Here is a 21,896-nt window from a genome sequence, read left to right as displayed (position 1 = left end):
ATACCAGGAGATCCACATGAAAAAAAACAAGTTCTTGATTGCCCCCTTGCTGCTGGCCTTGGGCATGCCAGCCTTTGCCGATGGTGGTGAAGTCAATGTCATTTGCTCGGCCCAGGCAGATTGGTGCAATCTGATCCAGATCACCTTCGGCAAAACCAGCGGTATCAAGGTCAATATGACGCTCAAGGGCTCGGGTGAGGCTCTGGCCCAGATCACGGCAGAACGCGCCAACCCGAAAACCGATCTGTGGTTTGGCGGCACCGGCGACCCGCATTTGCTGGCCGCAGAGCAGAACCTCACCCTGGAATACAAATCCGCCTCCCTGCCCCAGCTCCATACCTGGGCGCAAAAGCAGGCTGAGCAGGCCGGCTACAAGACCGTGGGCGTGTATTCCGGCCCCTTGGGCTTTGCCTACAACACCGAGCTGCTGGCCAAGAAAAAACTGCCCATACCCAAGGTGTGGGCCGATCTGCTGAAGCCCGAGTACAAGGGTGAAATCCAGGTGTCCGACCCGCGCGCCAGTGGCACGGCCTACACAATGATTGCCACCCTGGTGCAGCTCATGGGCGAAGACAAGGCTTTTGAATACCTGGCGGCGCTGCACAAGAACGTCAGCACCTACCCACGCTCGGGCGTCGGGCCGATCAAGGCTGTTGCGCGTGGCGAGGCCGCCGTATCCATCAGCTTTGTGCACGATGCCCCTGGCGAAAAAGCCCAGGGCTTCCCGGTCGAGGCCATCACACCTGCGGATGGCACGGGGGCCGAGATCGGCTCCATGTCCTTGATCAAAGGCGCGCGCAATCTGGACAATGCCAAGAAACTCTACGAGTGGGCCTTGACGCCGGGCGCGCAGCAATTCGGCGTGGCTTCCAAGCAGTTCCAGCTGCCGTCCAACAAGAGCACAGCACCCGACCCGCGCATCCCTGATTTCAAGAAGATCAAGCTGATTGACTACGACTACGCCAAGTACGGCCAGGCGGCAGTGCGGCGCCAGTTGATCCTGAACTGGGAGCGCAAGGTCTTCAACCAGGCCAAGTAAGCCCGTATCGGCGAGCCCCACCCGGGGCCGCCGATACCGCCCTGCAGCGCAGCCCATCCATCTCCACAGATCTCCCTCTATGCCAGTCCAATTTACAGAACGAACCCAGCGTGCGATATACGCCTGGGTGCTCATAGGCCTTGCCGCCTACCTAGTCTTGCCGTGGTACTTCTTGCAAAGCGGATCACTGCTCTCGGCCCTGCCCAGGCTCTTCTCCGAACAGGTCAGCGCCAACGGTGTGACGCAGGCCGCCATCCATGGCCGCGCTTGGCTCTGGACCGGCTTTGTCGGCCTGCTGATCGCCGGCATCGGCGCCGTGCTGCCCGCAAGCCGGCGCCAGGGTGGCGTACTGATTGCCGGAGCCCTGGTCGGCCTGCTGGGGCTGGGGATCAGCGGCTTCACCATCGGTGCCGTGGGCTGGTCGTTTGAGTGGCTGAATGCTGCGCTGGGAAGCTTGCCGCAAGGGCAGTTTGGCATGGGCTGGGGCGCGTTCCTGGTCTTGGTCTGCCTGGTGATGCTGCTGGGCTCGGGGATTGCACGCCTGGGCTATTTCCGTGGCGATGTGTTTGTAGCTGCCACGGTGGTGGGCTGCACCGCACTGCTGTGCTTGTTCGTGGTGTTTCCTGTAGCCAAGTCGCTGGCCGCGGCCTTTTATACCGAAGAGGGCAACTTTGCCTTGGCGGCCGTATGGGACCGCATCGGCACCGAACGCGTATGGGGCCTGGCCTGCCTGCACAGCAGCAGCCATTGCGGCGTGGCCTGGAACACCTTGTATCTGGCTTTGCTGACGGCAGCCGGCACTACGGCGCTGGGCACCATGATTGCGCTGATCTCCGAGCGCGGCACCGACAAGCGCATCCAGAAACCGCTAGGCGCTCTGGCCATGCTGCCCATCATCACGCCTCCCTTTGTGGTGGGGCTGGGTTTAATACTGCTGTTTGGCCGTGCGGGCATCGTCAACCAGTTGCTGGAATGGTCGATGGGCGTCGTGCCTTCGCGCTGGTTCTACGGTGTGTTTGGCGTGTGGCTGGCCCAGTTGTTCGCCTTCACCCCGATTGCCTACATGATCATGCGCGGCGTGGTGCAAGGCATCAGCCCGTCGCTGGAAGAAGCCGCGCAAACACTGCGCGCCAGCCGCATGAAGACCTTCACCACCGTGACCCTGCCGCTGCTGGCGCCGGGCCTGGCCAATGCCTTTCTGGTGGGCTTCATCGAAAGCATTGCCGACTTCGGCAACCCCATCCTGCTGGGTGGCGACTATGCGGTGCTGTCCACCGACATCTTCTTTGCCATCGTCGGCGCCTCGCTGGACCAGGGCATGGCGGCCGCACTGGCACTGGTGCTGACGGTGTTTGCATTGACCGTGTTCTTCGTCCAGCGGCGCATTCTGGGCAGCACCAGCTTCACCACGGTGTCTGGCAAGGGCGATGCGGGCGTGCCCATGGAGTTGCCCACCCTGGTGCGCCGCGTCTGCACCTGGGTGGCCGGCCCCTGGCTGGCCTTCACGGTGGTGGTGTATCTGTTCGCCTTTGCGGGCGGCTTCGTCAAGATCTGGGGGCGCGACTACAGCCTGACCCTGATGCATTTCAAGACCGCATTCGATGTGCAGATGGGCGAACATGGCCTGGTCTGGGCCGGCACGGCCTGGAGTTCGCTGTTCACCACCATCACGCTGGCGGCCATCGCGGCGCCGATCTGCGCCAGCATTGGCTTGCTGATTGCCTGGCTGCTGGCCCGCACCGAGTTCCGGGGCAAGGGATTGTTTGAGTTCTCTGCACTGCTGACCTTTGCGATCCCCGGCACGGTGCTGGGCGTCAGCTACATCCTGGCCTTCAACGTGCCACCGGTCGAGCTCACCGGCACCGGCCTGGTGATCGTACTGTGCTTTGTGTTCCGCAACCTGCCGGTGGGCGTGCGGGCCGGCACCGCGTCCTTCAAGCAGCTGGACAAGTCACTGGACGAAGCCTCGGTGATGCTGCGCGCCAGCAGCATGACCACGCTGCGCCGGGTAGTGCTGCCGCTGCTGAAGCCGGCCCTGGTGGCCGCGCTGGTCTACAGCTTTGTGCGCTCCATGACCACCGTGTCGGCGGTGATCTTCCTGGTCACAGCCGAGTACGAACTGGCCACCACCTACATCATCGGCCGGGTCGGCAACGGCGACTACGGGGTCGCGCTGGCCTACTGCACGGTGCTGATTCTGCTGATGTCCCTGGTCACGGCCTTGATCCAGTTTTTTGTCGGTGAACGCAAGCTCGGCCGCCGCACCGTCGGCGCCAACAAGTAGTCCATCGGCACCGCCCTCCCATCCCATTGACACATCCGAATCCAGGAAATTTACCCATGACCCAAGCAGGCATTGAATTCAAGAACGTAGGCAAACGCTATGGCGGCGAACGCTCGCCACTGGTCGTCAAAGGCATCAGCTTCACGGTACCCAAGGGCAGCCTGACCACGATCCTCGGCCCCTCCGGCTGCGGAAAAACCACCACGCTGCGCATGATCGCCGGCCTGGAAACGCCCAGCTCCGGCCAGATCTTCATCGACGGCCGCGACGTGACCCATCTCGGCCCGGCCGAGCGCAACGTCAGCATGGTATTCCAGAGCTATGCGCTGTTCCCGCACATGAGCGTGCTGGAGAACGTGGGCTACGGCCTGAGCGTGAGCGGCATCGAACCCGCCGAGATTCTGGAGCGCGCCCACGCAGCCATGTCCGCCGTGGGGCTCAATGGCTACGACGACCGCCTGCCCAGCGAGCTGTCGGGTGGGCAACAGCAACGGGTGGCGGTAGCCCGGGCCCTGGTGCTGGAGCCCTCGGTGCTGCTGTTTGACGAACCCTTGTCCAATCTGGATGCCCGGCTGCGACGCTCCATGCGGGAAGAAATCCGCGGACTGCAGCAACGCCTGGGCCTGACCGTGGCCTATGTGACGCACGACCAGAGCGAGGCCCTGGCGGTCAGCGACCAGATCATCGTGATGGACCAGGGCCTGGTCGCGCAAGCCGGTACGCCTTCGGATCTGTACGAACGCCCCTGCAGCGAATTTGTGGCGGGCTTCATGGGCGAAGCGATGTTGTTTCCAGGCCAGGCATTGGCCGATGGCAGCGTCCAGGTGGGAACACTGCGCCTGAAAGCCCTGCACCCGGTCCAGCCAGGCCCTATCAAGGCAGCCATCCGGCCCGAAGCCTGGACGGTAGGCCAGCCCAGCGAAGGCGGACTGGCGGGCGTGATCGCCAAAAAAGCCTATCTGGGCAGCATCTACGAGCTGACGGTGGATACCGGCCTGGGCCCCATCTTTGTGGTTTCGTCGGACATCGTGTCGGACTGGAAGCTGGGCGATGCCGTGTCCCTGAGCCTGCCCGCCCGCGGCATCTCGGTCGTACCCGCCTGACGGCGCCAGCACACATCGGCTGAACATGCTTTATCCACGCCGGCGCACCATCGCGGCTTTGGCCGCCTGTTTCTCTGCACTGCTGTTGCCGATACCGGCGCAGTCCAAGCCCTCTACGGGCTTGGTGTTTGGTCTGATATCGCCCAGGGCCTCGGACGAAACGCGAACGCATTGGGAGCCGTTCGTGAAGCGACTGGGCCTGGCTGTCCAGCAAGCGATACAGCTCAAGATTTACGAAAGCCAGAGCGATATCGTCCAGGCCTTCATTGCCGGCGAAATCGACATTGCCTGGATGGGCAATTTCCCGGCGCTGGAGATCGTGGAAAGTGGTGTGGGCGAAATATTTGCCCAAATGGTCACGCAAGACGAAAGCGTTGGCTACAAGTCCATCTTGGTGGCGCAACGCGATAGCCCCGTGCAGACGCTAGAACAGGTGCTGCAGCAGGCCAAAAGCCTGCGCTTCGGTGACGGCGATGCCAAAAGCACCTCCGGCTATCTGGTGCCGCTGTACTTCGCGTTCCATAAAAGCGGAATCAACAACCCCAAGGCGATCTTCCGCTCCGTGGAAGTCGGCAGCCACCAGCAAAACCTGAAGAAAGTGGCCCAAGGGGAGGTCGATGTAGCCACGGCCAACAACGAGGAGCTGGCCTTTTTCCAACGCGACTTTCCAGCCTTGGCGCGCAAGCTGAAGCTTGTCTGGGAATCCCCGCTCATACCGCAGTCTCCCCTGCTCTGGAAAAGCCATCTGCCACCGGACTTGAAGAAAGCCATCCAGAAATTCGTGATCGGCTTTGGCTCCAACCCTGCGGAGAAGCAGATCCTGCTGGCCGTCAATGGTTTGTCCAGATTCAGGCTCTCCAGCAACCGGCAACTGGTACCCATCGCGGACCTGGAAATGTTCAAGACCCGCCAGGCCATTGAAAACGACAAGACACAGACCAACGGTGAGCGCCAACAGCGCATCAATGCGGCCATTGAACGCGGCTCCCACCTGGAACTCCGCCTCAAACAGATCAACCCCTAGGCTCTGCCAACCAGGAAACACCGCGATGTCCTCTGCACACACCTCTTACTCCTCGATTGCGCGCCGCCTGGGGCTTGGCTTTGCGGCCGTTCTGGCACTTTTACTGACGGTCGCGGTGGTCAGCGGGCTGGGCATGCAGAGCATGGCCCAACAGCTGGACCGCATCACCGAAGTGAACGCCAACAAGATCCGGCTGGCCCGGGACTTGATGGACAACATCAACGCCCTAGCCTTGCACGTGCGCAATGTCACCTTGTTCACCGACATGCAGCAGATCGACTCCGAAGTCAAACAAGTCGCCGAGGCCAAGTCGCGTTATGAGCAGACGCAGTCACACTTGGTCGCCGCCATGGCCACAGACGGGGAAAAAGCCGCCCTGCAAGAAGTTGTGCAGATCAGCCAGCAAGCACTCCCCTTGATCGACCAGGCCGTGAACCAAGGCAGCAGCGGCGACAGCACGGCGGCAGTCACCACCCTGACCAGCAAGGTGCAGCAAGAAGAAACGCTGTGGCGCCAAAAGGTGGCCCTGCTGGTGGATTTGCAGGACCAACTCTCTCTGGACGCATCCAGTCTGGCAAAAGCCCATCAACGCCATACGCTGATCACCATGCTGGTCCTGGTAGTGGTGTCGCTGGCTCTGGGCGGCGTGATTTCTTGGCGCATCACGCTCAGCGTGACAGCGCCTATCCAACGTGCAGTAGTGGTAGCCGAGCGGATTGCCCAATGCGATCTGACATCCTCCATCGATGTCAGCAGCGCAGACGAAACGGGGCGCTTGCTGGAGGCCATTCGTTTGATGCAAGACCGCATGAAGTCGCTGGTGAGTGAAATTTCGCACTCCGCAGACTCCATTCAAAACGCAAGTTCGGAGGTGGCCATCGGCACCCAGGATTTAAGCATCCGGACCGAGCAGACCTCCAGCAACCTGCAGCATGCCGCCGCGTCCATGGCCGAGCTGACCGACACGGTACGCCTGAGTGTGGACGCTGCCCACAGCGCCAATCAGTTGGCAAGCTCCGCGGCTACGCTGGCTGCTCGGGGCGGGTCGGCGGTGCTGCGCGTGGTCTCCACCATGGACGACATCCAAGCCAGCTCCCGCAAGATATCCGACATCACCAGCGTGATTGACGGCATAGCGTTCCAAACGAATATCCTGGCGCTCAATGCGGCTGTGGAGGCGGCCCGCGCTGGCGAACAAGGGCGGGGGTTTGCCGTGGTCGCCAGCGAGGTACGCAATCTTGCGGGACGCGCGGCGGAAGCAGCCAAAGAGATCAAGGGGCTCATTGCCGCTTCGGTGGAGAAGGTGCAAACGGGCACCACTCTGGTGGGCGACGCGGGTCACGCCATGCAGGACATCGTTGATTCCGTGCAGCGCGTCTCTCACATGATTGGCGAAATTTCAGCCTCGTCCAGCGCACAATCCGCGGGGATTGAACTCGTCAATGGCGCGGTGGCTCAGCTAGACCAGATGACGCAGCAAAACGCCGCGCTGGTGGAACAGTCCGCAGCGGCGGCCGAGTCCCTGCAAGAGCAGGCCCGCCACCTGACACGCATGGTGGGGCAGTTTCATCTTGGCGGCGAGTCCCATGCCCACCGCCCTGTACGGGCTCGTCTGGCGGCACCGGGTTGAAGCGCGCAATCGCAAATGCTATTTAATTAATAGCTGCCAGCGCAGCTAATATCTGCGCTAGAGCCATTTTTCTTATATGTCGTGCTCTGGCAGATATGAAAGGAGCCGACGCGTTTCTTCGGGGTAGTCTTGGCTTTTGTGACGATTAACGTAGTATCGAACCACATGGATGCCAAGCATCCCAACGGAGACAAACGATGACACGTGTTCGCGTTGAAGGCTTCACTATCTCGCTAGACGGATACGGCGCTGGTCCGCAGCAGGACATCCACAACCCACTGGGGTTGGGCGGAACCGAACTGCACCAGTGGCTGCTCCCTACCCGCACATTCCAGCGCGCCCTGTTCGGCAATGACGACGGCACGACCGGGGTGGACGAGGACTTCGCCGCCCGTGGCTTTCAAAACGTGGGGGCCTGGATTCTGGGACGGAATATGTTCGGCCCCATCCGTGGCGCCTGGCCGGACAACGACTGGAAGGGCTGGTGGGGAGACAGTCCGCCATACCACGTGCCCGTCTTCATCCTGACCCACCATGCGCGCGCGTCCATCACGATGCAAGGCGGCACGACCTTCCATTTCGTCACAGGTGGCATCCACGAAGCGCTCACCCGCGCACGCGAGGCGGCTGCCGGCAAGGACGTGCGGATCGGCGGTGGGCCAGACACCATTCGTCAGTATCTGCGTGAGGGCCTGATCGACGAACTGCACATCGCCATAACGCCGGTCCTGCTCGGCCGTGGCGAAGCGCTGTTCGCAGGTCTGGACTTGCGGAGCCTGGGGTACGCATGCGTTGAATCCGTGGCGTCGGAGAAAGCCACGCATGTCGTGCTGCGGCGCTTAAGCACTCACTGAAAGCGATGTCTCTGACAAGCCGCAGTTTTGGCTCGCACGTCGGTACCAGTTTTTCGAAATTTGCATTGCCGCTTTCGAGATTGGCGGAGGACGGCCATAGGCCCGAAGCCGATGTTCGCAGTTCTCGAAAGCAGTCGTTTATTTGCCCGCGCCTATGCTCACCAAAGGTCCAGTCGGTGAAATTGAAACCGGACAACATCGGCACCAGCCGGGACATCCCCGAAGTTAAAAACGAAGCCGTGCACCTGAACTAGGCCCTCAGTTTGGTCCATTACTTTGCCGCAACCGCGATACCCGGAGCTTCCGTGGCGCTCCAACCGCTCCGCACCAACCAGTGCCTTTTCGTCTACCGGCCAATCCTGCAGGTACGGAGACTCCAGTGCATCGACCATGACCGGATGCAGCAGGTTTGGAACTGCTTGGCCAACCGTATAGGAGCACTGAGAGCAGAAAGCCACTACCGTGCCCGCATCGCTGGCGAGTGTGACGTCGGCATCCTCGTTAGCGGCAAACCAGTCGATGCTCGAAATAGTGAGGTTATTCATCGAAGATGCCATTTATGGCTTGGTTGATGGCGTGCCCTAAACGACAGCTTTTGGCCGTATTCTGCCGTATCGGGTACGGCTGGCCAGGGCCCGCAACGGCCATGCTGCAAAACTTCCCTGCTCACGATTCGGAAATCCGAAACTCAAATTATGTGCAGAATGGAAGGCATTGGCCTTCCAGACTCACTTTCGCCTTATCCACCTGGGCTTTTGTGAGCGTACAAAGAAACCAAGCGGGCCGCCTCGCAATATCCCGCGGCGGCGGCACTAAAAACCCAATGAATTCCGATTGCAGATGCATTGAAACAAGGCGCGCAAACAGGTCGCCGTGCTGAAGAAGCATCTCTTCAAGAGATGGATAGCAAGCGGCCTCAAGTTCGGCATAGATGCCACAAGGAGAAGTAGGGTCCCCATCGTCCTCACTCTCTCGCTCTACAAAACTGCACCAGTAACTGCCAAATTTTTCGAGTATCTCGTTGTGAGACCATTCAATGCGATAGCCAGGGCTCCGCCTTTCGATAGAAGCTTTGCGACCCCATCCACTCCAATGTGTGCACACCAGCCCTATGTCAATTTTCTTTCCACCCACAAATATGTCTGGCATATCAATGTCCGCTGTTGGCCGCATTCTGCCGGATATCAGTAAACGCCTCCACACGGCAAAACATGGCTAGCAACGAGCTGAGAGGTGCCCATTCTCATAGTCAGGTTCACGCCCCCGAGGCCGCCATGCAATCACGCCTTCCGTTCGCGCACGCACCTCAGGAGTCGCCAAACAAGTTGCGACTGCCTCATAACCGACAGCACCTGGATAGGGTGCCACGCGAATCGGCGGGCTGTGATTGGCAGGGCAAAGAAGAATGGACCCTCCCGTACCAACGGAAGCTAAATCGAGGATGACAGCAGAACGTGTCATCAAGAAGAGCGGGCGCTCCACGGACATACGGCGACGCAGATGGGCAGACACCGCCTGTTGGGTGGGCGTATCCAGTCCGTGCTCAACCATGTCGACGACCAGAATGGTCGGCCCTTCGGCTTCCAGTCCGACCAGCAAAGCGGTTAGCGCCTCGGAGGCGACAGCGCCGTCTTCGACCAGCCAATCAATCGCGTGGTTGACGCGTAATCGTAGGTTCGAGTCGGCATCTAGGCGCGCCTTCGCATCACCTGCCGCAACCCGCTCTAGGCCAAGGAACGCCGCCGACGGCAAAACCTCGGCTAAGCGCAGGGCCAATCGCGTTTTCCCGCTGCCCAACGGACCCACGATGTAATTCAGGGGACGGATGTCGTGCAACTGGAAAAATTCACCGCCCCAGGGCCAGGGGAGTTCGAACTCGACGCTCAGCCCATTGGTCGGGACTTGCAAGCGCGTCAACTCTGTGACGGTTAGCTTGTGCCCTCTGTCCAACTTGGCTCGTAGACCACGAACACGTTCGATGGTGTCAGCCAGCCGACGCGCATCGCCTTCAAGCACGGTCTGATGTAAGACCAAGGCAGGTTCAAGTCCCTCGGCATCGCCTTCCAAGACGCTGGCCACTTGTGCAAGGCTCAGGCCCAGCGCACGAAGGGCCACAATTTCGTCGGCACGCTGCATCTCCGTTGGTCCGTAAGACCGCCAGCCGGCCTCGGTGCGCGTTGGCGTCATAAGACCACGTTGCTCGTAGATACGTAATGCCTTCACGGAGATGCCAAGCCTTCTAGCTGCCTCTGAAGGGCTCAGAAATCGCGTTCGACTGTTCACAAATTCACCTCTTCACATTTGGAAAGATGTTTTTATAAAGGTGGCCCTAAGGGTCGGGTCAAGCGAGTTTTGAAAAAAGAGCTCGAACGTCAGCTTCTGGCTCAACTGGAGCCAGGCTTCGAATGTCCGGAGTTGGCCGAGGCTGTGTGAAAACAGAAATCGTATCAGCGCATTCCGGCGGCTTGGCTGACACTGGTTCGGGTCAGTCCCCAAACTGCATGACAGCCAAACCACTGCCACTTACTTCTCCGCCTGCTTCACCGACTCCGCCATGTCGATAGAGATCTTGTTCAAGGCCTCGTCCACGCTCATCTCGCCCACGATGGCCTGGGTTACCCGGGTCACGGTGGGCAGCATGATGGCGCGGTTGTACTTGTAGCCCTGGAACTGGTAGGCGGCTGGGGACAAGCGGGGCACCTCGCTGGTGAACACACCCAGCGCCGCCTTCACCGCGGGCGAGGCGGTGTAGCTCACGCCTTTCTGGGCCAAGCCAGCGTGGGCCGGGATGTTCTCGGTCTTGGTGGTGAACTCGGCGTAGTTGGCCTCCTGGGCCAGAAAGTCCAAGAACTGGCCCACTTCCTTGGGCGACTTGGTGCCCTTGATGGCTACAAAAGCCGGCCCGCCTGGGATGCCGGTGCAGGCCGCCACGCCACAGGGGTTGGGCACGGCCACCCAGTCAAAACTCTTGCCGATCTGCGCCTCCATGCGGCGGATCTGCCAGGAGCCCGACAGATACACCACGATGCGGCCGTTCTTGAATTCCTCGAAGGCATCGCGGTAGGTCGAGCCGCCGGCGCCGCCCCACACCTCCTTGGGCATGGTGCCGTCCTTGTGCCAGGCGACAAACTTCTGCACCGTGCTCTTGTAGCCATCGTCCAGGGCCAGCTGGCCCTTGGCATCGAAAATCTTGGCGCCGTTGCTGATGGCCGCGCCCGCAAAGCGGTGGCCAGAGCGGTCCCAGGCCATGGAGGCCGGGGTTTCTGTGGCCTTGGCCACCTTGCGCGCGGCATCGGCCCAGGCGTCCCAACTGGCCTTGGGACCAGGCAACGGGATGTTGGCCTGCTCGAACAACGTCTTGTTCACAAAAGGGCCGGTCACGGTGAGCTGCGTCACCATGCCGTAAATGCCTTTGTCGCTGGCGTTAGGCCGCATCCACGGCAGGGTGCGGCCAAAGTTGCGCTCCCAGTAGGCGGGGTCTTTGACGTAGGGTCGGATGTCCAGGTAGTACTTGGACAGGCCCCCCAGATCCGCCACGCGCGCAATATCCGGCCCCTGGCCGGTGGCCAGCTGTACCGGCAGCTGCTCCACCACGGTCTTGTAGGGCACTTTGTCCAGGTTCACCTTGGTGCCGGGGTTCTGCGCTTCAAAGCGTTTAATGAGTTCAGCGGTGACGTCGCACTCGTTGCCGTCCTGGTAGCACTGGACCCGGATATCGGCAGCCGCCGCCACGCCGCCGGCACCGGCCAGCAATAGCGCTAGCAAGGAGGGGCGGAATGCGAACGCCATTGCAGCGCGAGAGCAACGAGGTGTATTCATGATGATGTGAAGAAAGGTGGGAGTAATACAAAAGAGAAGATCATCGCAGTTTGCAAAGTCTTGATTGCTTATATACAAAGACCTGGATTGCTCTAAGAACGTGTTCACGATGGGCCAAATCAAACCGACTAAAGTACAGGCCATGCATGAAGTTCCCCACGTAGTTCTGTGCGAAGGCTGCGATGCTGCGTACCCCCAGCCCCGGCTGCAACCGCAGCAGATCGCCCAGTGCCCGCGCTGCGGCACCGAGCTGGACCGCCACACCGGCAGCCAGTCGCAGCGCCTGCTGCCCCTGGCGATCGCCGGGCTGCTGATGTTTGCCGTGGCCAATCTATTCCCCATCGTCGAAATGGTGCTGGCCGGCCAACACAGCGAAACCACCCTGCTGGGTGCGGTCATGGTGCTCACCGGCGAAGACATGACCAGCGTGGCCCTGCTGGTGCTGGCCACCACCATGGTGTTTCCGCTGCTGCAATTGCTGATCCTGATTTATGTGCTGGTGCCGCTGGCGGGCCAGCGCAAGCCGCTGGGCTTTGCCTGGCTGGTACGCGTGCTGCAGTCGCTGCAGCCCTGGGGCATGGTCGAGGTGTTCATGCTCGGGGTGCTGGTGGCCATCGTCAAGCTCAGCAGCTCAGCCGAAGTGATCGTCGGCCCGGCCCTGGGTGCGTTTGTGGCGCTGACCGTGCTGCTCACCGCCCTGCTGTCGTTCCAGCCGCGCAATCTCTGGCACATGGCCTTTGCCGCAGCGGCGGAGCCGGACGCATGAGCGCACCCAGCACGCCCCCCACCGGCAGCAGCCTGGGCCTGACCGCCTGCCACCATTGCGGTACCGTGTGGAAGGATGCGAGCAACGGCAGCCGCTGCAGCCACTGCGGCACCGCCCTGCACCAGCGCAAAGCCCATAGCCTGCAGCGCACCTGGGCCCTGCTGCTGGCAGCGCTGGTGATGTACATCCCGGCGAATATGCTGCCGGTGATGGTCAGCAGCAGCCTGATCAAAACCCAGACCGACACCATCCTCAGCGGCGTGATCTACTTTTGGGTCACCGGCGCCTGGGGCCTGGCGGTGGTGGTCTTCGTGGCCAGTTTTATCGTGCCGCTGTTCAAGCTGGCGGCCTTGCTGCTGCTGGTCATAACCGCGCAACGCCGCAGCAATTGGCGGCGCAGCGAGCGCACCAAGCTGTACCGCATCGTCGAGCTGATAGGCCGCTGGTCCATGCTGGACGTGTTTGTGGTGACGCTGATGGCCGGTGTGGTGCGCATCGAAGGCTTTGCCGAAATCACCGCGGGCATAGGCATTGCTGCATTCGCCGCCGTGGTGGTGCTGACCATGCTGGCGGCACTCAGTTTCGACCCCCGCCTGATCTGGGACGGCTCGGATGCTCCAGCCCCAGCGGTACACATTTCAGAACCAATCCCCGCAGACAATCCACCGCATGGCCAACACTCCCAGTCCTGACACCCCGCCCGACCTGCCCACGCCCGTGGTGCGCCGCAGCCGCGAATGGCTGCCCTCGCTGATCTGGCTGATCCCCATCGTGGCCGCGCTGGTCGGCCTGACCCTTGTGGTCAAGACCGTGCTGAGCCGCGGGCCGCAAATCCAGATCAGCTTCGCCACAGCCGAAGGTCTGGTGGCTGGCAAAACCAAGGTCAAGTACAAAGAGGTGGACATAGGCGCCGTCACCGCCATCACCTTGGCCGAAGACCGCTCGCGCGTGCTCGTCACCGTGCAGCTGCAAAAGGAAGCCAAGAGCTTCACCGCCACCGACACCCGGTTCTGGGTGATACGCCCGCGCCTGGACGCGGCCGGCGTCAGCGGCCTGGGCACGCTGCTGTCGGGTGCCTATATCCGCGCAGATGCGGGTGCCTCGGACGACACCAGCAGCAAGTTCACCGGGCTGGAAGCGGCACCCATCGTGACCCGCGACTCGGCGGGCCGGCAGTTCGAGCTGCATGCCAGCAATATCGGTTCACTGGACGTCGGCTCGCCGCTGTACTTTCGGCGCATCAAGGTCGGCCAGGTGGCGGCTTACGCGCTGGACCCCGACGGCAAGGGAGTGACGCTGCGGGTGTTTGTGAACACGCCATATGAAAAGTTTGTGGGTGCCAACACCCGCTTCTGGCATGCCAGCGGCGTGGACGTGGAAGTCAACTCCAGCGGCTTCAAGGTGCGCACCCAGTCGCTGGCCACGGTGGTGACAGGCGGCATTGCCATGCAGGCGCCGGACGACCAGCCCGGCCCACAGGCCACAGAGAACACCAGCTTCGCCCTGGCCGAGGACGAAACCCACGCCATGAAGGCGCCAGACGGCCCGGCGCGCACCGTGCTGCTGCATTTCAACCAGTCCTTGCGCGGCCTGGCGCCCGGCGCGACGGTGGACTTCCGCGGCGTGGTGCTGGGTGAGGTCAAATCCATAGGCGTGGAGTTCAACAAGGCCCAGCGTGAATTCAGCATGCCGGTATTGGTCGAGGTCTACCCTGACCGGCTGCGCAGCGACGTCCAGGTCGACTCCGAGAAGCGCCTGCAAGAGCTGGTGGACAAGGGCCTGCGCGCCCAGCTGCGTACCGGCAACCTGCTGACCGGCCAGGTCTATGTGGCGCTGGACTTCTTCCCCAAGGCAGCGCCCGCCAGACTGCGGGTGGTGGATGGCACGGTGGAACTGCCGACCCAAGCCAACAGCCTGGACGAACTGCAGACCCAGATCGCGGAAATCGTCGCCAAGATCAACAAAGTGCCTTTCGAGCAGCTGAGCAATGACCTGCACAAAACCCTGACCAGCCTGGACGGCACGCTAAGCAATGCCGAGCAACTGGTGAAAAACCTGAACCAGGACGTGGCCCCCGAAATCACCGCCGCCATGAAGGACGTGCGCAGCACCCTGGCCACCGCCAACAAGGCGCTGGGCTCGGCCGACCGCGCGCTGTCCGACGACGCGCCGCTGCAACAAGACCTGCGCCAGACCCTGCGCGAGGTGAACCGCGCCGCCGCATCCGCGAAGGTGCTGACCGACTACCTGGAGCGCCACCCCGAGTCGCTGCTGCGTGGCAAATCCGAGGAAAAGAAATGAAGACGACCACCCTGCTGGCCCCGATGGCCATGGCAGCCGCGCTATCCGCCACCCTGGCAGGCTGCGCCAGCGCCCCGCCGGTGCACTACTACAGCCTGAGCGGCACACTGCCCGCCCCTACCTCGGCAAGCGGCAAGCCGCTGCTGGTCGAGCTGCAACCACTGGCCCTGCCTGAACGCCTGGCGCGACCGCAGATGGTGGTGCGCACCGCCAGCGGGCAGCTGGAGATACTGGACCAACACCGCTGGTCGGCACCGTTCAACACCGAGCTGCGCGACGCGCTGGCCGCCGGCATCACGCAGCCGCTGGGCGCCATCGACGTATCCAACGGCGGGCGCCTGGCCGGCCAGCCGGTGTACCGCGTGGCCGTGCAGCTACGCCAATGGGAGGCGGTGGAAAACAGCCGTATTGAGGCCAGCTTCAGCTGGACCATCCGCCGATCCGACGATGCCCGCAACCTGGCCTGCCAGTGGAGCCAGTCCGAACCCGTGGGCCTGGGCACCGAGGCCCTGGCACAAGGTGCACAACGCCTGACCGCGCGTGCCGCGCAAAGCATGGCAGCCGCCCTGGCGGCACTGGATGCAGACGCCAGTGCCAAATGCCCAACATAGCGCTTGCTATGCTTTAAATAGCTGCCTGCGCAGACAATATCTGCGCCAGCGGCCATTTTCATCACCAATACTATTACACCGACTCTGGCGGAAGCGAGCCCGCCAGGGCCAGCGTCAGGTGCTTTAAAAATGCCTGGGCCGCCTGTGACAAGCTGTGGCCCACGGCGGTTTGCACCTCCACATTGCGCAGGTCCAGGCTGCGGTCCCGGATGCGCACGCTGGCCAGCTCCTGGCGGGCCGCCTGGTACCGAACCGATATCTCCCCCGAGATCGTGACGCTGTCCGGATGGTGCCGCAAAATGCCCTCCAGGCTGCTGAAGTAGCTGCTGGTCACCACCGGCTCCACCCGCAAACCTTGCAGGCTGCAGGCCAGGTCGAACAGCTGGCGCACCGTGGTGTTGGACTCTGGCAGCACCAAAGGGTAGGCCAGTACCTGCGACAGACTGACGCTTTTGAACTGCGCCAGCGGATGGCCAAAACGCACGGCCGCCATCACGGGCGAGGGTTGCCTATGCTCCACCCGGATGCCACTTTCGGCCTGGCGGCTCATGGTGATGCCGATGTCGGCGTCCCCCAGCAGGATGCGGCGCGTGCATTCACTTGGAGGGTGCACCCCCAGGTGGAACTGGATGCCTGGGTGTTGCAGCAGAAATTCGCTGATCACCTTGGGTATGAATTCCGCTGCAAAGCCCTCGTTGCTCACCAGCCTGACGCGCCCACGCTGCATGCCCTGCAAGGCCTGTATGTCGTGCACCACGCGCTCCGAGTCATGGGCCAGCTTGAGGGCATGCACGGCCAGCACCTCGCCCGCAGCGCTGGGCACCATGCCGCGCGGATGGCGGTCAAACAGGGGGATGCCGAACAAGTCTTCCAGATGGGTGATCTGGCGGCTGATGGCCGAGCCGGCCACGTTCAGGCGCTGCGAGGCCTCGGCAATCGAGCCGGTGCGCACCACCTCCAGGAAATAGCGCAGCGCCGTGTCTTGCAACTGCTTGGCGATCAAAGGGGGGTGGTTCATGCGCATTGGTCCATTGCCATTTAGGCAACGGAATCATACGTAATCTATAAGGATTCGAATGCACCTGCGGTCTGCTTCTTGCACAAGAATGGGAAAACCAACCCACGCCACCAAGAAAGACTTTGAAATGAAGCAGTTAATCTCCACCATGGTGCATCACACAAGCCTGGCCCTCGCCATCGGCATCGCCAGCACGGCCGCGCATGCGGGCAAGGCCAACGATACCTTGGTCTACGCGTCAGACAACGAGGTTGAAAACGTGAGCCCGTACCACAACAATATGCGCGAGGGCGTGGTGCTGGCCAATATGGCGTGGGACACACTGATTTACCGCGACCCGGCCACCGGCGAATTCAAGCCCCAGCTGGCCACCGCGTGGAAGTGGGAATCACCCACGGCGATTTTGCTCACCCTGCGCCAGGGCGTGACCTTTCACAACGGCGATAAATTCAGCGCCGACGACGTGGCCTACACCTTCAATGTGGTGACCGCCCCGGAAGCCAAAATCGCCACCCGTCAAAACACCGGCTGGATCAAGAACGTAGACAAGCTAGGCGACTACCAGGTGCGCATCAATCTGAAGGCGCCCTTCCCGGCTGCACTGGACTACCTGGCCGGCCCCACGCCGATCTACCCCGCCGCCTATATGAAAAAGGTGGGCCTGGAGGGCTATAGCAAAGCCCCCATCGGCACCGGCCCGTACAAGATCTCCGCCGTGGTCCCCGGCCAGGGCGTCACCATGGTCAAGAACTCCAGCTACTTCAAGGACAGCCCGCTCGGCCAGCCCAAGATAGGCACCATCAAATTTGTGGTGATACGCGACCCCGAAGCGCGTGCCGCGCAGCTGATGACAGGCGCCGTGGACTGGATCTGGCGGGTGCCGTCGGACCAGGCCGAGTCGCTCAAGTCCATGCCCAACACCTCGGTGTTGAGTGGTGAAACCATGCGTATCGGCTTCTTGTCGATGAATGCCAACGGCACCACGCCCGAGGCCCTGCCGTTCAAAGATGTGCGTGTGCGCCAAGCGGTCAACCTGGCCATCAACCGCAAAGGCCTGGCCGAAAGCCTGGTGCGCGGCGGCAGCCAACCGGTGTTTGCGCCCTGCTTCCGCACCCAGTTTGGCTGCGATACCGAGAAAGTGGTGAAGTACAGCTACGACCCCGCCAAGGCCAAAGCCCTGCTGGCCGCGGCCGGCTACCCCAACGGCTTTGATACCGATCTGTGGGCCTACCGCGAGCGTGAATATGCCGAGTCGATGGTGGGTGACCTGCGCAAGATTGGCATCCGCGCCCGCCTGCACTTTGTGCAGTACCCGGTGCTGCGCACCGAGGTGTATTCGGGCCGCGCACCACTGACCTTCCAGGCCTGGGGCTCCTTCTCCATCAACGATGCGTCGGCCTTTGTGGGCAACTTCTTTGAAGGTGGCCCGGACGACACCAGCAAAGACCCGCAAGTGATTGCACTGCTGCAAACCGCCGATGCCTCCATGGACAAAGTCGAGCGCAAGAAAAAGTACGCGCAGGCCCTGCAGCGCATCAGCGAGCAGGCCTATATGGCGCCGCTGTTCTCCTACTCGACCAACTATGTGTTCACACAAGACCTGAAGTTCACCGCCCAGGCGGATGAGCTGCCCCGTTTCGTCCAGGCCAGCTGGAAATAAGCCGTACCCAGGCATGCCGCCGCCGGGGCGGGCCTGGTTTTGTGCCTCTATTCACACTTATCGGGCATACCCATGTTGCAATACATCTTTCGCCGCCTGCTGGTGGCCATGAGCGTCATGCTGACGGTCGCCATCGTCAGCTTCATGCTGCTCCATCTGTCGGGCGACCTGGCAGCCGCCATCGCCGGGCCGGAAGCGAACGCGGCCGCGATTGAAGAAGTCCGCATCCAGTATGGGCTGAACCGCCCCATCACCCTGCAATTTGTAGACTGGCTGTGGTCGGCGGCGCACCTGGATTTCGGGCGCTCGTTTTTCTTTCAGAACACCGTGATGGAACTCATAGGCGAGCGCCTGCCCATCACCCTGAAGCTGGGCGGCATTGCCTTGCTGCTGGCGGTGTCCGTCGCCATACCGCTGGGTGTGCTGGCCGCCGTCTACCGCGACACATGGATTGACCGACTGGCGCTGATGGTGGCCGTGGTGGGCCAGGCCATGCCGAACTTCTGGTTTGCGCTGACGCTGATCCTGGTGTTTGCCGTAGGTCTGCACTGGCTGCCGGTCGCGGGCAACACCACCTGGCAACACTTCGTGCTGCCTGCAGTCGCGCTGGGCTACTACGCCATGCCGTCGCTGATGCGCCTGACCCGCGCCGGCATGCTGGACGTGCTGGGCGCGGACTACATCCGCACCGCACGCGCCAAGGGCCTGAGCCCGGCACGCGTGATCTTCAAGCACGCGCTGCGCAACGCCATCATCCCCGTGGTGGCCCTGGCGGCGGTGGAGCTCGGCTTCATGCTGGGTGGCTCGGTGGTCATCGAGTCGGTGTACTCCATGCAAGGCCTGGGGCAGCTGGCCTGGGATTCCATCTCGCGCAACGACTACCCGGTGGTCCAGGCCGTGGTGCTGATCATTGCCGTGTTCTACATCGGCCTGACGTTTCTGGCCGACGTGTTCAACGCCGCGCTCGATCCCCGTATGCGTACCCGTTAGCCCCCAGAGGAACACAGCATGACATCCTCCACCCTTTCCGCTCCCGCCAAGGGACTGGCGCTGTCCTTGCCGCCCACACCCGCTTGGCGGCGCAGCCTGCAGCGCGTGCTGGGCCACCGGGGCCTGACACTGGGCAGCATCCTGCTGGGCCTGGCGGTGATTGCCGCCCTGTTTGCCCCCTGGCTCAGCCCGCACGACCCTTACGCCCAAGACGTCAGCCAGCGCCTGATACCGCCGTTCTGGCATGCCAAGGGCAGCTGGGAACATGTGCTCGGCACCGACAAGCTGGGCCGCGACTACCTCAGTCGCCTGTTGTTTGGCGCGCGGGTGTCGCTCACCATCGGAGTGGTCACCGCCCTGGTGGCGGGGCTGATAGGCACCACCATGGGCGTGCTGGCCGGCTACTTCGGTGGCCGTGTGGATGCCGTGGTGAGCTACATCATCACCACGCGCCTGGCCATGCCGGTGGTGCTGGTGGCACTGGCAACAGCCTCGCTGGTGGGCGGCTCGCTGCAGGTGGTCATCGTGTTGCTGGGGCTCTTGCTGTGGGACCGCTTTGCCATCGTCACGCGCTCGGCCACACAGCAGCTGCGCGATGCCGAATTCATCGCCGCCGCCAAGTCATTGGGCGCCTCCACACCCTACATCCTGCTGCGCGAGCTGCTGCCGAATCTGATGGGGCCGCTCACCGTGGTAGCCACCCTGGAGATGGCGCACGCGATTCTGCTGGAGTCCACCCTGTCGTTCCTGGGCCTGGGCGTGCAGCCGCCCACACCCTCCTGGGGCCTGATGGTGGCGGAAGGCAAGGCCTACATGTTCTTCCAGCCCTGGGTGATTCTGGTGCCGGGCGTGGTGCTGGCGCTGCTGGTGCTGGCCATCAACCTGGTGGGCGACGGCCTGCGTGACCTCACCGCCCCCGACGGTCGCAACTGAAGAAAGCCATCATGGAAACTCTGTTAGACGTTAAAAACCTGCGCGTGGACCTGCCCACCCCCAACGGCATGCTGCATGCCGTGCGTGGCATCGACCTGCAGGTGCAGCGCGGTGAAATGCTGTGCCTGGTGGGCGAATCAGGCTGCGGCAAGTCCATGACATCGCTGGCGCTGATGGGCTTGCTACCCCGCAAAGCCCAGCGCAGCGCCGACCACATCCGCTTCGATGGCATCGACCTGCAAACCCTGCCAGAGCGGCAGGTAGCCGCATTGCGCGGCGCGCGCATGTCCATGATTTTCCAGGAGCCGATGACCGCACTCAACCCCTCCTACACGCTGGGCGACCAGCTGTGCGAGGCCTTGCGGGCGCACCGCAATGTCAGCATGGCGCAGGCCCGCGAGCGCGCGGTCTACCTGCTGGAGCGGGCAGGCGTGCCGCAGGCGGCCGACCGCTTGCGGCAGTACCCGCACCAACTATCCGGCGGGCTGCGCCAGCGCGTGGTGATCGCCATGGCCCTGATGTGCGAGCCCGACCTGATCATTGCGGACGAACCCACCACCGCGCTGGACGTGACCATCCAGGCGCAAATCCTGCGCCTGATACGCGAGCTGCAAAAAGAGTTTGGCACCGCCGTGGTCTTTATCACCCACGACCTGGGTGTGGTGGCGCGCATTGCCGACCGCGTCGCCGTGATGTACGCCGGTGAAGTGGTGGAGACCGCGCCCGTCGCCGAACTATTTGCCCACCCCAGCCACCCCTACACACGCGGCCTATTGAACTGCATACCCGTGCGTGGCAAAACCCTGCCGGGCAGCCACCTGCAAGCCATTCCTGGCGTGGTGCCCAGCCTGGTGGGCGAGGTGCAAGGCTGCGCCTTTGCCAACCGTTGCCCCCAGGTCCAACCCGCCTGCAGCCACAACGTGCCCTACGCCCTGCTGCCGGGCCAGCACGCCGTGCGCTGCGTTACAGCCACGCCCTACCCCACACTGGCGGAGGCTGCATGATGCGCAAGACACCAACACCGCCCGTGACCGGCAGCGAAGACATTGCGCTGGAGCTGTGTGCGCTGAACCGCGTGTTCAAGCTCAAGCGCGGGTTGTTCAACACTCCCGGTGAAATCAAGGCCGTCAACAACGTATCGCTGCGCATACGCAAGGGTGAAACGCTGGGCCTGGTGGGTGAATCTGGCTGCGGCAAAAGCACCTTGGCCAAGATGCTGTTGGGGCTGATGGAGCCCAGCTCGGGCAACGTGCTGGTCAACGGCCGCGAAATCGACCCCAGCCAGCGCCGCGCCCTGGCCCGCCATATCCAGCCCATCTTCCAGGACCCGTATTCGTCGCTCAACCCGCGCCGCACCGTGGCCGACATCGTGCGCGTGCCACTGGCGTTGCACCAGGTAGGCAGCACGCAGGAGCAGGAGCGCAAGGTGCGAGACATGCTGGACCTGGTGGGCATGCCCGAGCGCACCCACAAGCAGTACCCCAACCAGCTCTCTGGTGGCCAGCGCCAGCGGGTGGCCATTGCGCGGGCACTGGTGTTGCGCCCGGATATTCTGGTGTGCGACGAACCCACGTCGGCGCTGGACGTATCGGTGCAAGCGCAGATTTTGAATCTGCTGCTGGACCTGAAAGCCGAGTTTGGCCTGACCTACTTCTTCATCAGCCACGACCTGGGCGTGGTGGAGCACCTGGTAGACCGCGTGGCCGTGATGCACAAGGGCTCCATCGTGGAGCTGGGCAGCCGCGAGCAAATTTTCAGCCGGCCCGAGCACCCCTACACCCGCATGCTGCTGGCCTCTGCGCTGACGCCAGAGCCCGGCCTGGGCATTCCCGACATCGCCCGCGAAGCCATCGCCTAACACCGC

At 62.5% G+C, this 21,896-nt stretch carries 20 protein-coding genes; 15 read left to right on the top strand and 5 right to left on the bottom strand.

The features are described from left to right. Nucleotides 1-16 precede the first annotated feature (16 nt). From AC07VY_RS16745 to AC07VY_RS16720, 6 genes are all read left to right on the top strand, one after another. Nucleotides 17-1,039, top strand: coding sequence for an ABC transporter substrate-binding protein (locus AC07VY_RS16745; protein ID WP_495098425.1), 1,023 nt, complete (start codon nucleotides 17-19; stop codon nucleotides 1,037-1,039). Nucleotides 1,040-1,118: 79 nt separating this feature from the next. Then, entirely contained in the window at nucleotides 1,119-3,323 is a 2,205-nt protein-coding gene (locus AC07VY_RS16740; RefSeq protein ID WP_495098424.1) for an ABC transporter permease, read from the top strand. A 56-nt stretch (nucleotides 3,324-3,379) separates the two neighbouring features. Further along, the gene (locus tag AC07VY_RS16735; protein ID WP_495098423.1) at nucleotides 3,380-4,426 is read left to right on the top strand and encodes an ABC transporter ATP-binding protein; all 1,047 of its coding nucleotides are present in this window, start codon (nucleotides 3,380-3,382) and stop codon (nucleotides 4,424-4,426) included. A gap of 25 nt (nucleotides 4,427-4,451) precedes the next feature. Further along, nucleotides 4,452-5,450 carry a phosphate/phosphite/phosphonate ABC transporter substrate-binding protein gene (gene phnD / locus AC07VY_RS16730; RefSeq protein ID WP_495098422.1) on the top strand — a complete coding sequence of 333 codons (999 nt, stop codon included), beginning with the start codon at nucleotides 4,452-4,454 and terminating at the stop codon, nucleotides 5,448-5,450. A 25-nt stretch (nucleotides 5,451-5,475) separates the two neighbouring features. Then, nucleotides 5,476-7,080, top strand: coding sequence for a methyl-accepting chemotaxis protein (locus AC07VY_RS16725; RefSeq protein WP_495098421.1), 1,605 nt, complete (start codon nucleotides 5,476-5,478; stop codon nucleotides 7,078-7,080). A gap of 197 nt (nucleotides 7,081-7,277) precedes the next feature. Beyond that, nucleotides 7,278-7,934 (top strand): dihydrofolate reductase family protein, encoded by a 657-nt coding sequence (locus AC07VY_RS16720; protein ID WP_495098420.1) that lies wholly within the window; start codon nucleotides 7,278-7,280, stop codon nucleotides 7,932-7,934. A gap of 158 nt (nucleotides 7,935-8,092) precedes the next feature. On the opposite strand, the gene AC07VY_RS16715 is transcribed toward AC07VY_RS16720, so the two are convergent. The 4 genes from AC07VY_RS16715 to AC07VY_RS16700 form a co-directional block, all read right to left on the bottom strand. Then, nucleotides 8,093-8,491: a hypothetical protein gene (locus AC07VY_RS16715; protein ID WP_495119493.1), complete on the bottom strand. Its 399-nt coding sequence runs from the start codon at nucleotides 8,489-8,491 to the stop codon at nucleotides 8,093-8,095. Nucleotides 8,492-8,627: 136 nt separating this feature from the next. Then, nucleotides 8,628-9,083 (bottom strand): hypothetical protein, encoded by a 456-nt coding sequence (locus tag AC07VY_RS16710; protein WP_495098418.1) that lies wholly within the window; start codon nucleotides 9,081-9,083, stop codon nucleotides 8,628-8,630. Between the two features lie 66 nt (nucleotides 9,084-9,149). Beyond that, nucleotides 9,150-10,217, bottom strand: coding sequence for a MerR family transcriptional regulator (locus tag AC07VY_RS16705; protein ID WP_495098417.1), 1,068 nt, complete (start codon nucleotides 10,215-10,217; stop codon nucleotides 9,150-9,152). Between the two features lie 240 nt (nucleotides 10,218-10,457). Further along, nucleotides 10,458-11,753 carry an ABC transporter substrate-binding protein gene (locus AC07VY_RS16700; RefSeq protein WP_495098416.1) on the bottom strand — a complete coding sequence of 432 codons (1,296 nt, stop codon included), beginning with the start codon at nucleotides 11,751-11,753 and terminating at the stop codon, nucleotides 10,458-10,460. Between the two features lie 142 nt (nucleotides 11,754-11,895). Here AC07VY_RS16700 and AC07VY_RS16695 point away from each other — a divergent pair, with 142 nt between their 5' ends. From AC07VY_RS16695 to AC07VY_RS16680, 4 genes are read left to right on the top strand one after another with little or no spacing between them, the layout of a single operon-like run. Beyond that, the gene (locus tag AC07VY_RS16695) at nucleotides 11,896-12,519 is read left to right on the top strand and encodes a paraquat-inducible protein A (protein ID WP_495076013.1); all 624 of its coding nucleotides are present in this window, start codon (nucleotides 11,896-11,898) and stop codon (nucleotides 12,517-12,519) included. Further along, nucleotides 12,516-13,211: a paraquat-inducible protein A gene (locus tag AC07VY_RS16690; protein ID WP_495098415.1), complete on the top strand. Its 696-nt coding sequence runs from the start codon at nucleotides 12,516-12,518 to the stop codon at nucleotides 13,209-13,211. Before AC07VY_RS16695 ends, AC07VY_RS16690 begins: the two co-directional genes overlap by 4 nt. Continuing rightward, a complete protein-coding gene (locus AC07VY_RS16685) occupies nucleotides 13,189-14,820 on the top strand; it encodes a PqiB family protein (protein WP_495098414.1) in 1,632 nt (543 codons plus the stop codon). The genes AC07VY_RS16690 and AC07VY_RS16685 overlap by 23 nt, the downstream gene beginning before the upstream one ends. Beyond that, a complete protein-coding gene (locus AC07VY_RS16680; RefSeq protein ID WP_495076016.1) occupies nucleotides 14,817-15,431 on the top strand; it encodes a PqiC family protein in 615 nt (204 codons plus the stop codon). The genes AC07VY_RS16685 and AC07VY_RS16680 overlap by 4 nt, the downstream gene beginning before the upstream one ends. A gap of 73 nt (nucleotides 15,432-15,504) precedes the next feature. On the opposite strand, the gene AC07VY_RS16675 is transcribed toward AC07VY_RS16680, so the two are convergent. After that, nucleotides 15,505-16,449, bottom strand: coding sequence for a LysR family transcriptional regulator (locus tag AC07VY_RS16675; protein WP_495098413.1), 945 nt, complete (start codon nucleotides 16,447-16,449; stop codon nucleotides 15,505-15,507). 127 nt (nucleotides 16,450-16,576) lie between these two features. Between AC07VY_RS16675 and AC07VY_RS16670 the strand changes: the two genes are divergently transcribed. The 5 genes from AC07VY_RS16670 (at nucleotide 16,577) to AC07VY_RS16650 (ending at nucleotide 21,890) form a co-directional block, all read left to right on the top strand. Further along, a complete protein-coding gene (locus AC07VY_RS16670; RefSeq protein ID WP_495098412.1) occupies nucleotides 16,577-18,109 on the top strand; it encodes an ABC transporter substrate-binding protein in 1,533 nt (510 codons plus the stop codon). A 72-nt stretch (nucleotides 18,110-18,181) separates the two neighbouring features. After that, nucleotides 18,182-19,099: an ABC transporter permease gene (locus AC07VY_RS16665; protein WP_495098411.1), complete on the top strand. Its 918-nt coding sequence runs from the start codon at nucleotides 18,182-18,184 to the stop codon at nucleotides 19,097-19,099. Between the two features lie 18 nt (nucleotides 19,100-19,117). Further along, entirely contained in the window at nucleotides 19,118-20,032 is a 915-nt protein-coding gene (locus tag AC07VY_RS16660) for an ABC transporter permease (protein WP_495098410.1), read from the top strand. 11 nt (nucleotides 20,033-20,043) lie between these two features. Then, entirely contained in the window at nucleotides 20,044-21,036 is a 993-nt protein-coding gene (locus AC07VY_RS16655; protein ID WP_495098409.1) for an ABC transporter ATP-binding protein, read from the top strand. Then, nucleotides 21,033-21,890, top strand: a complete 858-nt coding sequence (locus AC07VY_RS16650) for an ATP-binding cassette domain-containing protein (RefSeq protein WP_495111339.1) — start codon at nucleotides 21,033-21,035, stop codon at nucleotides 21,888-21,890. Before AC07VY_RS16655 ends, AC07VY_RS16650 begins: the two co-directional genes overlap by 4 nt. Nucleotides 21,891-21,896: the final 6 nt, after the last annotated feature.

It is taken from the genome of Rhodoferax sp. GW821-FHT02C08 (genome assembly GCF_059421805.1).
The sequence above is the reverse complement of the archived record's forward strand: the minus strand, read 5'-3'. Positions and strand labels throughout refer to the sequence as shown.

Excerpts from the sequence above, each read along its gene's own strand:
- AC07VY_RS16745 (WP_495098425.1), top strand. The coding sequence starts at position 17 with ATGAAAAAAAACAAGTTCTTGATTGCCCCCTTGCTGCTGGCCTTGGGC.
- AC07VY_RS16740 (WP_495098424.1), top strand. The coding sequence starts at position 1,119 with ATGCCAGTCCAATTTACAGAACGAACCCAGCGTGCGATATACGCCTGG.
- AC07VY_RS16735 (WP_495098423.1), top strand. The coding sequence starts at position 3,380 with ATGACCCAAGCAGGCATTGAATTCAAGAACGTAGGCAAACGCTATGGC.
- phnD (WP_495098422.1), top strand. The coding sequence starts at position 4,452 with ATGCTTTATCCACGCCGGCGCACCATCGCGGCTTTGGCCGCCTGTTTC.
- AC07VY_RS16725 (WP_495098421.1), top strand. The coding sequence starts at position 5,476 with ATGTCCTCTGCACACACCTCTTACTCCTCGATTGCGCGCCGCCTGGGG.
- AC07VY_RS16720 (WP_495098420.1), top strand. The coding sequence starts at position 7,278 with ATGACACGTGTTCGCGTTGAAGGCTTCACTATCTCGCTAGACGGATAC.
- AC07VY_RS16715 (WP_495119493.1), bottom strand. The coding sequence starts at position 8,491 with ATGGCATCTTCGATGAATAACCTCACTATTTCGAGCATCGACTGGTTT.
- AC07VY_RS16710 (WP_495098418.1), bottom strand. The coding sequence starts at position 9,083 with ATGCCAGACATATTTGTGGGTGGAAAGAAAATTGACATAGGGCTGGTG.
- AC07VY_RS16700 (WP_495098416.1), bottom strand. The coding sequence starts at position 11,753 with ATGAATACACCTCGTTGCTCTCGCGCTGCAATGGCGTTCGCATTCCGC.
- AC07VY_RS16695 (WP_495076013.1), top strand. The coding sequence starts at position 11,896 with ATGCATGAAGTTCCCCACGTAGTTCTGTGCGAAGGCTGCGATGCTGCG.
- AC07VY_RS16690 (WP_495098415.1), top strand. The coding sequence starts at position 12,516 with ATGAGCGCACCCAGCACGCCCCCCACCGGCAGCAGCCTGGGCCTGACC.
- AC07VY_RS16685 (WP_495098414.1), top strand. The coding sequence starts at position 13,189 with ATGGCCAACACTCCCAGTCCTGACACCCCGCCCGACCTGCCCACGCCC.
- AC07VY_RS16680 (WP_495076016.1), top strand. The coding sequence starts at position 14,817 with ATGAAGACGACCACCCTGCTGGCCCCGATGGCCATGGCAGCCGCGCTA.
- AC07VY_RS16675 (WP_495098413.1), bottom strand. The coding sequence starts at position 16,449 with ATGAACCACCCCCCTTTGATCGCCAAGCAGTTGCAAGACACGGCGCTG.
- AC07VY_RS16670 (WP_495098412.1), top strand. The coding sequence starts at position 16,577 with ATGAAGCAGTTAATCTCCACCATGGTGCATCACACAAGCCTGGCCCTC.
- AC07VY_RS16665 (WP_495098411.1), top strand. The coding sequence starts at position 18,182 with ATGTTGCAATACATCTTTCGCCGCCTGCTGGTGGCCATGAGCGTCATG.
- AC07VY_RS16660 (WP_495098410.1), top strand. The coding sequence starts at position 19,118 with ATGACATCCTCCACCCTTTCCGCTCCCGCCAAGGGACTGGCGCTGTCC.
- AC07VY_RS16655 (WP_495098409.1), top strand. The coding sequence starts at position 20,044 with ATGGAAACTCTGTTAGACGTTAAAAACCTGCGCGTGGACCTGCCCACC.
- AC07VY_RS16650 (WP_495111339.1), top strand. The coding sequence starts at position 21,033 with ATGATGCGCAAGACACCAACACCGCCCGTGACCGGCAGCGAAGACATT.